Origin of the sequence: Pseudomonas moraviensis subsp. stanleyae (assembly GCF_036283065.1) — a bacterium.
Classification (GTDB): Bacteria; Pseudomonadota; Gammaproteobacteria; order Pseudomonadales; family Pseudomonadaceae; genus Aquipseudomonas; species Aquipseudomonas stanleyae.
Window position 1 is genome coordinate 271,256 of sequence record NZ_JAADJI010000002.1, and the last position, 16,843, is coordinate 288,098.

Sequence of the window (16,843 nt, forward strand, 5' to 3'; positions counted from 1 at the left end):
TTGTGTCCGGGTCTAGAAAAACGCCAGGGTCAGGTTGACGCTGAAGCCGTTGCCTTCGGGGCGGTTTTTGGTGTCGAACTCCGGCACCCAGCGCGCACTGATATTCGCCTGGGCATCGGCAAATTTGCCGGCCCAGCCGATGACGGGGCCGGCGCCAACCGAACGGCCGCGATAACCGTTGAAGACATCGGCGGTCTGGCCCTTGTCATCGGTGAGTTGCTGCACGTAGCCGGCGACAAGTCCGGCGTTCCAGCCATTGCCCAAGCCATGGGTCCAGAGGGCATCGAGGGTGAAGATGTTGCCGTTGCGATAGTCGGTGGCTTCGTTTTCGGTATAGAACTCCAGCCCACTGGACACGGTGAACTCGCCGCCCTTGCCGTCGAGGTGGGTAAAGGCCACGGTCGGCATGAACGTGTAGTTGTTCTGTCCGGGGTTGGCGAGGCGGTCCTCGTTATAGGCACCGGTCGGCACGTAGATCGGCAGCGACAGCGAGAGGTGATTGAATTCGTCGAAGTGATAACCAGCGGCGATCGGGGTGATCAGCGCATCGGCAAGCTGCGTGCCGGAATCGCTGTCACCCAAAGTGCGCCCGCGCGGGCCGGTAATGCTCGCCTTGATGTCGGTGTATTGCACCGGCACGCCCATGGCAGAGGCGAAATTCCAGCGGCCCTTGCCGGTGTCCCAGACGTGGGTGAAGTTGGCGATGGTGTAGGAGACTTTCATGTCGATCCCGCCGCTGATCGCGCCGGAAATGGGTGCGCCGTCGCTGCCCTTGAGCGAGCCGTCGTACCAGATACTGGTCAGCGACATTACCCAGCCTGGTTCCGGCGGCACGATGCCAGCGTTGGAGAACACTTGCTGGCCGGTGATCGGCCGACCGACGCCACCTTCAGCGGCGTACAGCAATGGGCTGGAGGCCAAGGACAGCGACAGGACAGCGAGCGCAATCCCGGGCTTGAACAGGGTGAGCGCCACGCCGCCCGACCCCGGCAGAAATCGTGTGTTCCCGGCTCGACTGCAGATCATTTCCCGATTCCATGGTGTTTTTCCGGACAACTGGGCACTGTTGCGCCGCTACTGCGTTATCCCTTTGCTTATCAAGCCTGTAGGACACGTCCTTCTGAAACTAGCAGCTAATCGGGGGTTAGCCAGTCGAAGGAATTAATTCGTTGGTGGAGGCGGGTCAGCCTTCATGTCGGGGATTTCAGTTGTTTTTTTTTGCTTGCTCGCGGATGCGCACTTCCTGCTCGCGCGCCTCCGGCGTCAGTTGCTCGCCAAAATCTTCAGCCGAGAATATCTGCCGAATTTCAATCTCAGCCTCGGTGCCCGGCATCGGGTTGGGGCAGCGCTTGACCCATTCGATGGCTTCTTCTTTCGATTTCACTTCCCAGATCCAGTAGCCCGCCACCAGTTCTTTGGTCTCGATGAACGGCCCGTCGATCACCGTGCGTTTGTCACCGGAGAAATGCACCCGAGCGCCTCTGCTGCTCGGGTGCAGGCCATCGGCGTCGACCAGAACGCCAGCCCTGGCCAGCTCTTCGTTGAAATTGCCCATGGCGCTGAGCAGTTCTTCACTGGGCATGAGGCCGGCTTCGGAATCGGCGCTGGCTTTGACGAGGATCATGAAACGCATGGCGGGTACTCCTTGAAATGGGGGAGATTCGCCGGTTAGTCGAATGGGGCGGAGCTGAATCGACAGAATCTGAAATATAAAAGCGATCTCATGTGGCGTGAGCCTGCTCGCGATTGCGATATATCTGGTTCGAATGGGGCAGGCTGACACAACGCTATCGCAAGCAGGCTCACTCCTACAGAGAGTTGTATACAATCCGCCGGGCCAGCGCCCAACAATTTCAAACAGGGCATAGGTCGGCGGTCGATTTCGTGGTTAACTTCCGCCTCTTGCATGCTTTCCAATCCAAAAACAGAAGGACTCAAGTCATGGCTCAAGTCACCCTCAAAGGCAATCCGGTTCAAGTCAATGGCCAGTTGCCACAAGCCGGTTCCAAGGCGCCAGCCTTTTCCCTGGTAGCCGGCAATCTGTCCGACGTCACCCTGCAAGACTTCGCCGGCAAGCGCAAAGTCCTCAACATCTTCCCAAGCGTTGACACCCCGACCTGCGCCACCTCCGTGCGCAAGTTCAACGCCCAGGCCAACGACATCAGCAACACCGTGGTGCTGTGCATCTCCGCTGACCTGCCGTTCGCCCAGGCGCGCTTCTGCGGCGCCGAAGGTCTGGAAAACGTACAGAACCTGTCGACCCTGCGTGGCCGCGAGTTCATCGAAAACTACGGCGTGGCCATTGCTGACGGCCCGCTGAAAGGCCTGACCGCTCGTGCTGTTGTTGTTCTGGACGAAAACGACAACGTCCTGCACAGCGAACTGGTCAAGGAAATCGCTGAAGAACCAAACTACGAAGCGGCACTGTCCGTTCTCAAGTAAGGCTTTTACAATTGTTAACGGCCTGGCCCTGTCCAGGCCGTTTTCATTTGTGTATCAGGGTTTTGCCTTACACCTTGAAACGTAAGTGGAAGGTAAATTGCCGGTAAAGCTGCTTTGCTTAAATCCACTCAGTGCTTATCGTTCAGCCTCCCGTAATAGAAGCCCACGCGCCCAATGGTCAATAACTCCATGCAATCGTCCCCCCGCAAGTCCCGTCGCTGGCTGATCAGCCTGCTTGTCCTGTTGGTCATCGCTGTCCTGTGCTGGAAATTCTGGCCCGCCGGCTCTGCTGACAAGGCTGGAGGCGACAAAGCGACTGCCGGGCATACCGGGCGCTCGGGGATGGCGCGCCCAGGCTTCGGCGGCGGTACCGGGCCGATTCCGGTGCGTGTGGCGCCGGCGGTGAAGGGCGACTTCCCGCTGTATTACAAGGCTCTGGGCACGGTCACCGCGCTCAATACCATCAACGTCCGCAGCCGGGTGGGCGGCGAACTGGTCAAGATTCATTTTGAGGAAGGGCAGATGGTCAAGGCGGGCGACCTGCTGGCCGAGATCGATCCGCGTCCTTACCAGAATGCTTTGCTCCAGGCCGAAGGCACGTTGCTGCAGAATCAGGCGCAACTGAAAAACGCCCAGGTCGACGTCGAGCGTTATCGCGGTCTGTATAAGGAAGACAGCATCGCGAAACAGACCCTCGACACCGCCGAAGCGCTGGTCGGCCAGTATCTGGGCACGGTCAAGACCAATCAGGCGGCGGTCAACGACGCCAAGCTCAATCTCGAATTCACCAGGATCCGCGCGCCGATTGCCGGCCGCGTCGGTCTGCGTCAGGTCGACGTCGGCAACCTCGTCGCCGCCAACGACACCACGTTCCTCGCGGTGATCACCCAGACGCAACCGATCAGCGTTGCCTTCACCTTGCCGGAAAACAGCCTCGACACTGTGCTCGCCCGTTACCGCAGCGGCGCCAAGCTCCCCGCTGAAGCCTGGGACCGTGGCGACACCAAGTTGCAGGCCACCGGCGTGCTGCAAAGCCTCGACAACCAGATCGACGTGGCTACCGGCACGCTCAAGTTCAAGGCTCGCTACGATAACCGCGACCAGTCGCTGTTCCCCAACCAATTCGTCAATGTTCACTTGCTGGCCGACACGTTGAAAGGTGTAGTGCTGGCACCGTCGGCGGCGATTCAGTTCGGCACCAACGGCACCTTCGTCTATGCGCTGGACGGCGACAGGAAAGTCACCATTCGCCAACTGAAAATCGGTGCCAGCGACGGTGACAATACCGTGGTCACCGAAGGTCTCGCCGCTGGCGATCGGGTGGTGCTCGAAGGCACCGACCGCCTGAAGGAGGGCAGCGAAGTCGAAGTGGTCAATGACAGCAGCGAAGTGCCGACCTCGCCGACCGAACACCTGCAAGGCAAGTCCGCCGCCAATCCAGACGCGACCACCGCTGACAAGGCCAAGAAGGGCGCATGAACATTTCGCGGCTGTTCATTCTCCGTCCGGTAGCCACCACCCTGAGCATGCTGGCCATTGTTCTGGCCGGCCTGATCGCTTATCGCCTGCTGCCGGTTTCGGCCTTGCCGCAGGTCGATTACCCAACCATCCGCGTCATGACCCTGTACCCCGGCGCCAGTCCGGACGTAATGACCAGCGCCGTCACCGCGCCGCTTGAACGCCAGTTCGGGCAGATGCCCGGTCTCACGCAAATGGCTTCGACCAGCTCCGGCGGCGCTTCGGTGCTGACCTTGCGTTTCAGCCTCGACATCAACATGGATGTCGCCGAGCAGCAGGTGCAGGCCGCGATCAACGCTGCGACCAACCTGCTGCCGACCGACCTGCCGGCGCCGCCGGTGTACAACAAGGTCAACCCGGCGGACACCCCGGTGCTGACCCTGGCCATCACCTCGAAAACCATGTTGCTGCCCAAGCTCAACGATCTGGTCGATACGCGCATGGCGCAGAAAATCGCCCAGATCAGCGGCGTGGGCATGGTCAGCATTGCCGGCGGTCAGCGCCAGGCGGTGCGGATCAAGGTCAACCCCGAAGCGCTGGCGGCCAACAGCCTCAACCTGTCGGACGTGCGCACGCTGATCGGTGCCTCCAACGTCAACCAGCCGAAAGGCAACTTCGATGGCCCGACCCGGGTGTCGATGCTCGATGCCAACGACCAACTGACCTCGCCCGAGGACTACGCCAACCTGATCCTGACCTACAAGAACGGCGCGCCGTTGCGGCTCAAGGACGTCGCGGAAATCGTCGATGGCGCCGAGAACGAGCGTCTGGCCGCGTGGGCCAACCAGAATCAGGCGGTGTTGCTGAACATCCAGCGTCAGCCCGGTGCCAACGTTATCGAAGTGGTTGATCGCATCAAGGCCCTGCTGCCGAGTATCACCGACAACTTGCCGGCCGGCCTCGACGTCACTGTGCTGACGGACCGCACCCAGACCATCCGCGCTTCGGTCACCGACGTGCAGCATGAATTGCTTATCGCCATCGCGCTGGTGGTCATGGTCACGTTCCTGTTTCTGCGCCGCGCCAGTGCGACGATCATTCCGTCCGTGGCTGTGCCGCTGTCGCTGATCGGCACCTTCGGCGTGATGTACCTCGCCGGTTTTTCGGTGAACAACCTGACGTTGATGGCGCTGACCATTGCCACCGGTTTTGTGGTCGACGACGCCATCGTCATGCTCGAAAACATCTCGCGCTTCATCGAAGAGGGTGACAGCCCGATGCAGGCCGCGCTCAAGGGCGCGAAACAGATCGGCTTCACTTTGATTTCGCTGACGCTGTCGCTGATCGCCGTATTGATTCCGCTGCTGTTCATGGCTGACGTCGTAGGGCGGCTGTTCCGCGAATTCGCCATCACCTTGGCCGTGGCGATCCTGATTTCCCTGGTCGTGTCGCTGACCCTGACGCCGATGATGTGCGCGCGCCTGCTCAAGCGTGAACCGCAAGAACACGAGCAGGGCCGGTTCTATCGTGCCAGCGGTGCGTTCATCGACTGGATGATCAACGAATACGGGCGGATGCTGCGTTGGGTGCTCAAGCATCAGCCGCTGACCTTGCTGGTCGCGATCGGCACACTGGCGTTGACCGTGTTTCTTTATGTGATCGTGCCGAAGGGCTTTTTTCCGGTGCAGGACACCGGGGTGATTCAGGGTATTTCCGAAGCACCGCAGTCGATATCCTTCGCGGCGATGGGCGAGCGGCAGCAGCAACTGGCGAAGATCATTCTCGAAGATCCTGCAGTTCAAAGCCTGTCGTCCTACATCGGGGTCGACGGCGACAACGCCACGCTCAACAGCGGCCGCTTGCTGATCAACCTCAAGCCCCATGGCGAGCGTGATCTGAGCGCCACTGAAGTGATCACACGCCTGCAACCGCAACTGGACAAACTGGTCGGCATTCGGCTGTTCATGCAGCCGGTGCAGGACCTGACCATCGAGGATCGGGTCAGCCGCACCCAATACCAGTTCAGCATGTCGTCGCCGGACTCCGAATTGCTCAGCCAGTGGAGCGGCCGTCTGGTCGAGGCTCTGGCGCAACGTCCGGAGTTGACCGACGTTGCCAGCGACTTGCAGGACAAAGGCTTGCAGGTCTATCTGGTGATCGACCGCGACGCCGCTTCGCGCCTTGGCGTGTCGGTAGCGAATATCACCGATGCGCTGTACGACGCCTTTGGCCAGCGGCAGATTTCGACCATTTACACCCAGGCCAGCCAGTACCGCGTGGTGCTGCAAGCCCAGGCGGGGGAGAAGATCGGCCCGCAGGCGCTGGATCAGATTCACGTCAAGACCACTGATGGCGCGCAGGTACGCCTGTCGAGTCTGGCGCACGTCGAAGAGCGTCAGGCGCAATTGGCGATCACCCACATCGGCCAGTTCCCGGCAGTGATGATGTCGTTCAACCTCGCGCCCGGCGTGGCGTTGGGGCATGCCGTGGACATCATCGAGCAGGTCCAGCAGGACATCGGCATGCCGGTCGGCGTGCAGACTCAGTTTCAGGGCGCGGCACAGGCGTTTCAGGCTTCGCTGGCGAGCACCTTGCTGCTGATTCTGGCGGCGGTGGTGACCATGTACATCGTGCTTGGCGTGCTCTACGAGAGTTATATCCACCCGATCACCATTCTTTCGACCTTACCGTCTGCCGCGGTGGGTGCCTTGCTGGCGTTGCTGCTCAGCGGCAACGATCTGGGGATGATCGCGATCATCGGCATCATCCTGCTGATAGGTATCGTCAAGAAGAACGCGATCATGATGATCGACTTCGCCCTCGACGCCGAACGCACCCAGGGCATGGCCCCGGCAGACGCGATCTATCAGGCGGCGCTGCTGCGCTTCCGACCGATTCTGATGACCACACTGGCGGCGCTGTTCGGCGCGGTGCCGCTGATGCTCGCCACCGGTTCCGGGGCTGAGCTGCGTCAGCCGTTGGGTCTGGTGATGGTCGGCGGTTTGCTCGTCAGTCAGGTGTTGACGCTGTTCACGACGCCGGTGATTTACCTGGCTTTCGATCGGTTGGGGCGGCGTTGGACCAAGCCTGTCGCGGGAGAGGTGGTGTGAGCGGCGTGGTGAAAGCAGCTTCAAGCTACAAGCTTCAAGCTGCAAGAAAACAGCAGCCTGCGCGCGCAGGAACAGCTTGTAGCTTGCAGCTTGCAGCTTGGAGCTCGACGCTATGAACCTCTCCGGCCCTTTCATCAAACGCCCAGTGGCAACCATGCTGCTGTCTCTGGCCATCATGTTGCTCGGCGGTGTCAGCTTTGGTCTTTTGCCGGTATCGCCACTGCCGCAGATGGACTTCCCGGTGATCGTCGTTCAGGCCAGTCTGCCGGGCGCCAGTCCCGAGGTAATGGCTTCGACGGTGGCGACGCCGCTGGAGCGGTCGTTCGGTGCGATTGCCGGCGTCAACACCATGAGCAGCCGTTCCAGCCAGGGTTCGACGCGGGTCATTCTGCAATTTGACCTCGACCGCGACATCAACGGCGCGGCGCGGGAAGTGCAAGCGGCGATCAATGCCTCGCGCAATCTGCTGCCAAGCGGGATGCGCAGCATGCCGACCTATAAGAAGGTCAACCCGTCGCAGGCGCCGATCATGGTGCTGTCGCTGACCTCGGACGTGCTGGAAAAAGGCCAGCTCTACGACCTGGCCTCGACCATCCTCTCGCAGAGCCTTTCGCAGGTGCAGGGCGTCGGTGAAGTGCAGATCGGCGGCAGTTCGCTGCCAGCGGTGCGCATCGAACTCGAACCGCAGGCGCTGAACCAGTATGGCGTGGCCCTCGACGATGTGCGCAAGACCATCGCCGACGCCAACGTGCGCCGGCCCAAGGGCTCGGTCGAGGACAGTGAGCGCTTGTGGCAGATCCAGGCCAACGACCAGTTGGAGAAAGCCAAGGATTACGAGTCGCTGATCATTCATTACGCCGACGGCGCCGCCTTGCGTCTCAAGGACGTAGCGAAAGTCAGCGATGGCGTCGAAGACCGTTACAACAGCGGTTTCTTCAACGATGACGCGGCGGTATTGCTGGTGATCAACCGTCAGGCCGGCGCCAACATCATCGAGACGGTCAACGAGATCAAGGCGCAGTTGCCGGCGCTGCAAGCGGTGCTGCCGGCCAGCGTCAAACTGAATCTGGCCATGGATCGCTCGCCGGTGATCAAGGCCACGCTGCACGAAGCCGAGATGACCTTGCTGATCGCCGTCGCCCTGGTGGTGCTGGTGGTGTACCTGTTTCTCGGGAATTTCCGCGCCTCGCTGATCCCGACCCTGGCGGTGCCGGTGTCGCTGGTCGGCACCTTTGCGGTGATGTACCTGTACGGGTTTTCGCTGAACAACCTGTCGCTGATGGCGCTGATCCTGGCCACCGGTCTGGTGGTGGACGACGCCATCGTGGTGCTGGAAAACATTTCCCGGCATATCGACGAAGGCGTCAAACCGATGCAGGCGGCGTATCTCGGCGCCAAGGAAGTCGGTTTCACCCTGTTGTCGATGAACGTCTCGCTGGTGGCGGTATTCCTCTCGATTCTCTTTATGGGCGGGCTGGTCGAAAGCCTGTTCCGCGAGTTTTCCATCACCTTGGCGGCGGCGATCGTGGTGTCGCTGGTGGTTTCCCTGACGCTGACACCGATGCTCTGCGCGCGCTGGCTCAAGCCCCACACGCCGGGCCAGGAAAACCGTCTGCAACGCTGGAGCCAGAAGACCAACGACTGGATGGTCGGCAAATACGCCACCAGCCTCGACTGGGTGTTGCGTCATCGGCGGCTGACCTTGTTCAGCCTGCTGCTCACCGTCGGGGTCAACATTGCGCTCTATGTGGTGGTGCCGAAAACCTTTCTGCCGCAGCAGGACACCGGTCAGTTGATCGGTTTTGTGCGCGGCGACGATGGGCTGTCGTTCAACGTCATGCAGCCGAAAATGGAAACCTTCCGCCGCGCCGTGCTCAAGGACGAAGCGGTCGAGAGCGTGGCCGGGTTCATTGGCGGCAACAACGGTACCAACAACGCTTTCATGATCGTGCGCCTGAAACCGATCAAGGACCGCCAGTTGTCGGCGCAGAAGGTCATCGAACGCCTGCGCAAGGAAATGCCCAAGGTGCCCGGTGCGCAATTGATGCTGATGGCCGACCAGGACCTGCAATTCGGCGGCGGCCGCGAGCAGACCAGTTCGCAGTACACCTACATCCTGCAAAGCGGCGACCTCGCAGAATTACGCAAGTGGTTCCCGAAAGTGGTCACCGCATTGCGTGCCTTGCCCGAGCTGACGGCCATTGATGCCCGCGAAGGTGCCGGGGCGCAGCAGGTGACGTTGATAGTTGACCGGGATCAGGCGAAACGCCTCGGTGTCGACATGAACATGGTCACCGCGGTGCTCAACAACGCCTACAGTCAGCGGCAGATTTCGACGATCTACGACAGCCTCAACCAGTATCAGGTGGTAATGGAGGTCAATCCGAAATACGCCCAGGATCCGGTGACGCTCAAGCAGGTCGAGGTGATTACCGCTGACGGTGCGCGGGTGCCGCTGTCGACATTCGCCCATTACGAAAACAGCCTGGAAAACGACCGGGTCAGCCATGAAGGCCAGTTCGCGTCCGAAAGCATCTCCTTTGACATGGCCGAAGGCGTGACCGTGGAGCAGGGCAGTGCCGCCATTGAACGGGCAATCGCCAAAGTTGGCCTGCCGGAAGATGTCATCGCGAAAATGGCCGGCACCGCTGATGCCTTTGCCGCCACGCAGAAGAGCCAGCCGTTCATGATCCTCGGTGCGTTGCTCGCCGTGTATCTGGTACTCGGTGTGCTGTATGAAAGCTACATCCACCCGCTGACCATTCTCTCGACCTTGCCTTCGGCTGGGGTCGGCGCGCTGTTGTCGATTTACGCGCTGGGCGGCGAGTTCAGCCTGATTTCCCTGCTGGGGATATTCCTGCTGATCGGCGTGGTGAAGAAAAACGCCATTCTGATGATCGACCTCGCGCTGCAACTGGAGCGCCATCAGGGCCTGTCGCCGCTGGAGTCGATTCGCAGCGCCTGCCTGCAACGGCTGCGGCCGATTCTGATGACCACGCTGGCGGCGATACTCGGCGCCTTGCCGCTGCTGCTCGGCCGCGCCGAGGGTGCGGAGATGCGCCAGCCGCTGGGCCTGACCATCATTGGCGGCCTGGTGTTCAGCCAGGTGCTGACCCTTTACACCACCCCGGTGGTTTACCTTTATCTCGACAAGCTGCGCCATCGTTTCAACAAATGGCGTGGCGTGCGCACTGATGCCGCTCTGGAAACTCCGCTATGACTGACCGTTCGCTTATCCAATTGGCCACCGTCCGCGGCTCGCGCCTGTTGAGCCTGTCGCTGTGCGTGGCGCTGCTCAGCGCTTGCGCCGTTGGCCCGGACTACCAGCGCCCGCAAACTGCCGAAATCGCTCAGTTCAAGGAAGCCGAAGGCTGGCGTCAGGCCAACCCAAGCGACTCGCTCGCCCGGGGCGCCTGGTGGGAGTTGTACGGCGACCGGCAGCTCAACGCCTTGATCGAGAAACTCAACAGCGCCAACCAGACCGTCGCCCAGTCCGAAGCACAGTTCCGTCAGGCGCAGGCTTTGGTGCGCAGTGCGCGCGGGGCGTTTTACCCGAGCGTTGACCTGAGTCTGGGCAAGAACCGTTCGAGTCAGGGCACCGGCAGCAGCAGTTCAAGCCTGAGCAGTTCCTCGAGCGGTATTCGTGACACCTACACTGCGCAACTGGGCGTCAGTTGGGAAGCGGACGTGTGGGGCAAGCTGCGCCGTGGGCTGGAGGCTGATGAGGCCAACGCCCAGGCGAGTTTTGCCGATCTGGCGGCGATGCGTCTGAGCCAGCAATCGGAACTGGTGCAGAACTATCTGCAACTGCGGGTCATCGATCAGCAGAAGCGTTTGCTCGAGGCCACGGTCGCCGCCTATGAACGCTCGCTGAAAATGACTCAGAACCAATATCGCGCCGGGGTCTCCGGGCGCGATGCGGTGGCGCAGGCGCAAACCCAGTTGAAAAGCACCCAGGCCGATCTGGTCGATCTGATCTGGCAGCGCGCACAGTTTGAAAACGCCATCGCGGTGCTCACTGGCGAAGCGCCGGCGAACTTCAGCATTGCCGAAAGCCAGAACATCCCGAAGCTGCCGCAAGTGCCGTTGAGCCTGCCTTCGCAATTGCTCGAACGACGCCCCGACATCGCTGCGGCCGAGCGCTCGGTGATTGCCGCCAACGCCAATGTCGGCGTGGCGAAAGCTGCGTATTACCCGGACCTGACCCTGAGTCTGAGCGGCGGCTACAGCAGCAGTACCTCGAAAAACCTGATCAGCCTGCCGAACCGTTTCTGGTCGGTCGGCCCGCAGCTGTCGTTGCCGTTGTTCGACGGCGGCATTCGTTCGGCCGAGGTCGACCGCAGCGAAGCGGCCTACGACGAAACCGTCGCCCGCTACCGGCAGACCGTGCTAGACGGCTTCCGCGAAGTGGAAAACTATCTGGTCCAGCTCAAGGTGTATGAAGACGAAGCAGCGGTGCGCCAGGAAGCGCTGGATGCCGCCCGCGATTCCCTGCGCCTCACCGAAAACCAGTACAAGGCCGGGCTGATTGCCTATATCGACGTGGTGGTCGTACAGGCCACGGCGCTGAGCAACGAACGCAGTGTGCTGAATATTCTGCAGAACCGGCTGATCGCCAGCGTGCAACTGATTGCCGCACTGGGCGGCGGCTGGGATGGCCAACTCGACGTCAGCGACAACCGCTGAGTCGGTTGGAGTGAGCTTGCTCACGAAAGCGGTGGGTCAGTCGAGTGAGATGTTGGCTGTGCCGACGCCTTCGCGAGCAGGCTCGCTCCTACAGGGGATCTGTGCCTGGCGCGGGATTACGGCCAATACAGGCCAATGTAGGAGTGAGCCTGCTCGCGATAGCGGTGAGTCAGCCAGCACATCATTGACTGACCCACCGCCTTCGCGAGCAGGCTCGCTCCCACAGGGGTGGGCTTAAAGCCCACCGCAGAGCCTTGTAGGACGATCGAACAAGCGTTTCATCGGCTTGATGGCAATTTGGTTACTTTGTCAGTGCGTTCTTCCGCGCAATCAGTACAATCGCCGCATTTGCCCGACCGAGAATGGAAGCAGTACGGTTTCGGCTTGTCACGAGAACGTCCATGCTCATCGGCAGTTACTCCTTCACCCTGGTTTTCATCTCGTTGTGCGTGGCCATTCTGGCTTCCTACACGGCGCTTGACCTCACCGGACGCATCGCCACGGCGAAAGGCCGGGCCGTGCATTTCTGGACGGCGGGCGGGGCGTTGGCGATGGGCGTTGGCGTCTGGTCGATGCATTTCATTGGCATGCTCGCCTTCAAATTACCGATCGACCTGGGCTATGACTTCGCCCTGACCGCATTGTCGTTGCTGATCGCGGTGCTCTCTTGCGGCTTTGCCTTATGGCTGGTCAGCCAGCCGAAGCTGCCACTGGCGCAACTGGCTTTCGGCGCCTTGATCATGGGGGCGGGCATCAGCGCCATGCATTACACCGGCATGGCCGCGCTGCGCATGACCCCGGGCATCGATTACGACCCGACGTTGTTCAGTGCCTCTTTGCTGATCGCCGTCGGCGCTTCGGCAGCGGCGTTGTGGATTGCGTTTCGTTTGCGCCAGCAGTCGCCCTATGTGCGACTGATTCGCGCCGGCGCGGCGGTGATTATGGGTGTGGCGATTGTCGGCATGCATTACACCGGCATGGCGGCGGCGCAATTTCCCGATGGCAGTTTCTGCGGCGCGACGCTCAATGGTTTGAAGGGCAACGGTCTCGACAGTCTGGTGGTGGTCACTACGCTGGCGGTGCTGTCGATTGCCTTGCTGACCTCGATTCTCGACGCCCGTCTTGAGGCGCGCACCGCTGATCTCGCGCATTCGCTGACCGTAGCCAACCGCGAACTCACCCAACTGGCCTTGCACGACCCGCTGACCGGCCTGCCCAATCGCATGCTGCTGGATGACCGGATCAATCAGGCGATCAACAAGGTGGCAGAGCAGGGCGGCTGCTTCGCCTTGATGTTCATCGACCTCGACGGCTTCAAACCGGTCAATGACGCGTTCGGCCATCACATGGGCGATCAATTGCTGCGCGAAGTCGGCGTGCGTCTGCGTGAAGACCTGCGCAGCCAGGACACCCTGGCGCGGATCGGTGGCGATGAATTCGTTCTGCTGGTGCGTTTGAGCGAGCCCGATGACGCCTTGAGCCTGGCCGCGCGTCAGGTCGGCCTGATCGGCCGCACATTCCGCGTCGCCGAACATGACCTGCAGATTTCCGCCAGTGTCGGCATTGCCCTGTATCCTGGCAACGGTGACAACGCCCAGGAACTGCTGATGAACGCAGACGCGGCGATGTACCACGCCAAGGGCGGCGGCAAGAACGGCTACAGCTTCTTCGATGCGTCGATGAACACCAACGCGCGCAAGCAATTGCAACTGCTGCAGGACCTGCGCGCGGCGATCGAGCACAACCAGTTCTGCCTGCATTACCAGCCCAAGTTCGACGCCGCCAACGGCCGCCCGGTCGGCGCCGAGGCGCTGTTGCGTTGGGCGCATCCGCTGCACGGCATGCTGATGCCGGACAAATTCATTGATCTGGCGGAGAAAACCGGGCTGATCATCCCGATGGGTGAGTGGGTGCTCAACGAAGCCTGCCGGCAGATGCGCGAGTGGTACGTGCTCGGTTACACCGAGTGGCGCATTGCCGTGAATCTCTCGGCCTTGCAGTTCTGCCATGCCGGGCTGGTGCAAAGCGTGGCCAAGGCGCTGGCGACCCACCATTTGCCGGCCAACAGCCTGACCCTGGAAATCACTGAAACCACCGCCATGAGCGACGCCGATGCGAGCATGACCGTGCTGCAAGAGCTGTCGGACATGGGCGTCGATCTGTCGATCGACGACTTCGGCACCGGTTATTCCAGCCTGATGTACCTCAAGCGCCTGCCGGCCAATGAACTGAAGATCGACCGCGGTTTCGTCCGCGATCTGGAGCACGACAGCGATGATGCTGCGATCGTCTCGGCGATCGTCGCGCTGGGGCAGGCCCTGGATCTGCGGATTGTCGCCGAGGGCGTCGAAACCGGCGCGCAGCAGGATTTCCTCACCAAGTTGGGCTGTGATTCGCTGCAGGGCTATCTGCTCGGCCACCCGATGCCGGCGGAGCGCTTCATGCAGGACATCGTGCGTGGGCAGAGGCTGGCGGTGGTCTGAGGCCACAAAACAGATCTGCCGACAAGACGATTTGTGGCGAGGGAGCTTGCTCCCGCTGGGTGCGTAGCGCCCTCATAATTTTGTGAGCGCTGCGCACTCAAGCGGGAGCAAGCTCCCTCGCCACAATGTCGTCAACCTGCAGACGGGATCAACATTCGGGCAATTGACACAGCCCATGCAAAACCCGCCATTCGCAGTTATTCTTGGCCCCGACTGTTACGTGTGCACGTGGGGGAAGGCCAGCATGGATAAAGTCATTGTCATCACCGGTGGCGGCCGCGGAATCGGCGCAGCTACGGCATTGTTGGCAGCCGAACAGGGCTACCGGATCTGCATCAACTACCAGTCGGATGAGCAGGCCGCACACAGCGTGCTCGAACAGGTTCGAGCCTTGGGCGCCCAAGCCATCGCGGTTCGCGCCGATGTCAGTATCGAAGACGAAGTGATCGCGATGTTTCAGCGCGTCGACAGCGAGCTGGGCCGGGTCACGGCGCTGGTGAACAACGCCGGCACCGTCGGGCAGAAGTCGCGAGTCGATGAAATGTCCGAATTCCGTATTCTCAAAATCATGAAAACCAACGTGCTGGCGCCGATCCTCTGCGCCAAGCACGCGATCCTGCGCATGTCGCCCAAACACGGCGGGCAGGGCGGAAGTATCGTCAACGTGTCCTCGGTCGCGGCACGCCTCGGTTCGCCGAACGAATACGTTGATTACGCCGCATCCAAAGGCGCGCTCGACACCTTCACCATCGGCCTGTCGAAAGAAGTCGCGGGTGAGGGCATTCGCGTCAATGCCGTGCGTCCGGGTTACATCTATACCGATTTCCATGCCTTGAGCGGCGATCCGGATCGGGTCAGCAAGCTTGAGTCGGCCATTCCCATGGCCCGGGGCGGGCGGCCGGATGAAGTGGCGGAGGCGATTGTATGGTTGCTGTCGGACAAGGCTTCGTATGCGACGGGGACGTTTGTTGATTTGGGGGGTGGGCGGTAAACCGTTGGATTTGCGGTGTTAACGGCGCCCTCTTCGCGAGCAGGCTCGCTCCCACAGTTGATTAGTGAATACATAACCAATGTGGGAGCGAGCCTGCTCGCGAAGGGGCCAGCCCAAACAACATCTCTCCATCAAAACGACCGCACAATCCGCCCCAACGTCTCCATGGCCTTTTCCGATTCCTCGGTCCACGGGCTGCCATAGTTCAGGCGAATACAGTTCCTGAAACGCTGGGTCGGCGAGAAAATCGGCCCCGGCGCGATGCTGATGCCCTGCGCCAGGGCCATTTGAAACAACTTCAGCGAATCCATCTGCTCCGGCAATTCCAGCCACAGAAAGTAGCCGCCCGCCGGTTGGCTGACCCGGGTCTGTGCCGGAAAGTAACGGGCAATCGCCGCGAGCATCGCGCTCTGCTGTTCCTCCAGGGCATAACGCAGTTTGCGCAGGTGCCGGTCATAGCCACCGTGTTGCAGATAGTCGGCAATCGCCGCTTGCGCCGGCATTGAAGCGCACAGCGACGTCATCAGCTTCAGTCGTTCGATCTTCTGCGCGAAACGCCCGGCCGCCACCCAGCCGATGCGATAACCGGGAGCGAGGCTTTTGGCGAACGAGCCGCAATGCATGACCAATCCTTCGGTGTCGAAGGCCTTGGCCGGTTTCGGCGCCTGTTGTCCGTAATAAAGCTCGGCATAGACGTCGTCTTCGATCAACGGCACTTGATGCTGGCGCAGCAGCTCGACCAGTTCCTGTTTCTTCGCCTCGGGCATGCTCGCGCCCATCGGGTTCTGGAAACTGGTCATGCACCAGCAAGCCTTGATCGGATGGCGCTCCAGAGTTTGCGCGAGCACGCCGAGGTCGATGCCATCGCGCGGGTGCACGGGAATTTCCACCGCTTTGAGCTTCAAGCGCTCAAGCACTTGCAGACTGGCGTAAAACGCCGGGGCTTCGATGGCCACCAGATCACCGGGTTCAGTCACCGCTTGCAGGCACAGGTTCAGCGCTTCGAGCGCGCCGTTGGTGATGAGCAGTTCCTCCATCGGCAGCATCAGCCCGCCGACCATGTAGCGCAGGGCGATCTGCCGACGCAGTTGCGGGTTGCCCGGCGACATGTCGGTGACGACCATGCGCGGATCCATCTCCCGCGCGGCGCTGGCCAGCGAGCGCGACAGGCGCTGTAGCGGGAACAGCGTCGGGCTGGGAAAGGCCGAGCCGAAGGGTACGGTGTTGGGGTCTTTGATCGAATCAAGCACCGAGAACACCAGTTCGCTGACGTCGACTTCGGTGGACTCGTTGACCTGGCTGCTGATGACCGGTTCGCAGAAGGTGCTCGGCGTATGGGCGTTGACGAAGTAACCGGAACGCGGCCGGGCGCGGATCAGGCCGCGACGTTCGAGCAGGTAATAGGCCTGGAACACCGTCGACGGGCTGACCCCGTAAGTCTGGCTGGCATAGCGCACCGACGGCACCCGCTGGCCAGGGCCGAGCACGCCGGAGCGGATCAGTTCAGCGATGTCATCGGCGAATTTTTCGTAGCGTTTCATCGGTGGGCCTTGGTGGACTTGATTGTGTGGTGTGTCAGGAAAAGAGCCCTCACCCTAGCCCTCTCCCAGAGGGAGAGGGGACTGACCGTGTTGTTTGTTCGGGATACGCCGGCCTGACAGAACGATGTCGAA

General features: G+C 61.2%; 10 protein-coding genes. 7 read left to right on the forward strand and 3 right to left on the reverse strand.

From position 1 onward, the window contains the following. Nucleotides 1–12: 12 nt before the first annotated feature. Together GXB78_RS03735 and GXB78_RS03740 are read right to left on the reverse strand one after the other, a co-directional pair. The gene (locus tag GXB78_RS03735; protein ID WP_329514343.1) at nucleotides 13–1,026 is read right to left on the reverse strand and encodes a SphA family protein; all 1,014 of its coding nucleotides are present in this window, start codon (nucleotides 1,024–1,026) and stop codon (nucleotides 13–15) included. Nucleotides 1,027–1,204: 178 nt separating this feature from the next. After that, on the reverse strand, nucleotides 1,205–1,633 hold the full coding sequence (locus tag GXB78_RS03740) for a YciI family protein (RefSeq protein WP_329514345.1): 429 nt from the start codon (nucleotides 1,631–1,633) through the stop codon (nucleotides 1,205–1,207). 308 nt (nucleotides 1,634–1,941) lie between these two features. Here GXB78_RS03740 and tpx point away from each other — a divergent pair, with 308 nt between their 5' ends. The 7 genes from tpx (at nucleotide 1,942) to GXB78_RS03775 (ending at nucleotide 15,170) form a co-directional block, all read left to right on the forward strand. Continuing rightward, nucleotides 1,942–2,442 (forward strand): thiol peroxidase, encoded by a 501-nt coding sequence (tpx, locus tag GXB78_RS03745; protein ID WP_310047809.1) that lies wholly within the window; start codon nucleotides 1,942–1,944, stop codon nucleotides 2,440–2,442. 174 nt (nucleotides 2,443–2,616) lie between these two features. Further along, nucleotides 2,617–3,921, forward strand: a complete 1,305-nt coding sequence (locus GXB78_RS03750) for an MdtA/MuxA family multidrug efflux RND transporter periplasmic adaptor subunit (protein ID WP_329514352.1) — start codon at nucleotides 2,617–2,619, stop codon at nucleotides 3,919–3,921. Further along, nucleotides 3,918–7,010: an MdtB/MuxB family multidrug efflux RND transporter permease subunit gene (locus tag GXB78_RS03755; RefSeq protein WP_329514354.1), complete on the forward strand. Its 3,093-nt coding sequence runs from the start codon at nucleotides 3,918–3,920 to the stop codon at nucleotides 7,008–7,010. Before GXB78_RS03750 ends, GXB78_RS03755 begins: the two co-directional genes overlap by 4 nt. Nucleotides 7,011–7,122: 112 nt before the next feature. After that, complete coding sequence (locus GXB78_RS03760) at nucleotides 7,123–10,230, forward strand: efflux RND transporter permease subunit (protein ID WP_329514355.1); 3,108 nt, start codon at nucleotides 7,123–7,125, stop codon at nucleotides 10,228–10,230. After that, on the forward strand, nucleotides 10,227–11,696 hold the full coding sequence (locus tag GXB78_RS03765) for an efflux transporter outer membrane subunit (RefSeq protein WP_329514356.1): 1,470 nt from the start codon (nucleotides 10,227–10,229) through the stop codon (nucleotides 11,694–11,696). The genes GXB78_RS03760 and GXB78_RS03765 overlap by 4 nt, the downstream gene beginning before the upstream one ends. A 401-nt stretch (nucleotides 11,697–12,097) precedes the next feature. Next, complete coding sequence (locus tag GXB78_RS03770) at nucleotides 12,098–14,179, forward strand: putative bifunctional diguanylate cyclase/phosphodiesterase (RefSeq protein WP_329514357.1); 2,082 nt, start codon at nucleotides 12,098–12,100, stop codon at nucleotides 14,177–14,179. A gap of 244 nt (nucleotides 14,180–14,423) precedes the next feature. Then, a complete protein-coding gene (locus GXB78_RS03775; protein ID WP_130912948.1) occupies nucleotides 14,424–15,170 on the forward strand; it encodes an SDR family oxidoreductase in 747 nt (248 codons plus the stop codon). A gap of 131 nt (nucleotides 15,171–15,301) precedes the next feature. On the opposite strand, the gene mapR is transcribed toward GXB78_RS03775, so the two are convergent. Further along, entirely contained in the window at nucleotides 15,302–16,711 is a 1,410-nt protein-coding gene (mapR, locus tag GXB78_RS03780) for a GntR family transcriptional regulator MpaR (protein WP_329514358.1), read from the reverse strand. Nucleotides 16,712–16,843: the final 132 nt, after the last annotated feature.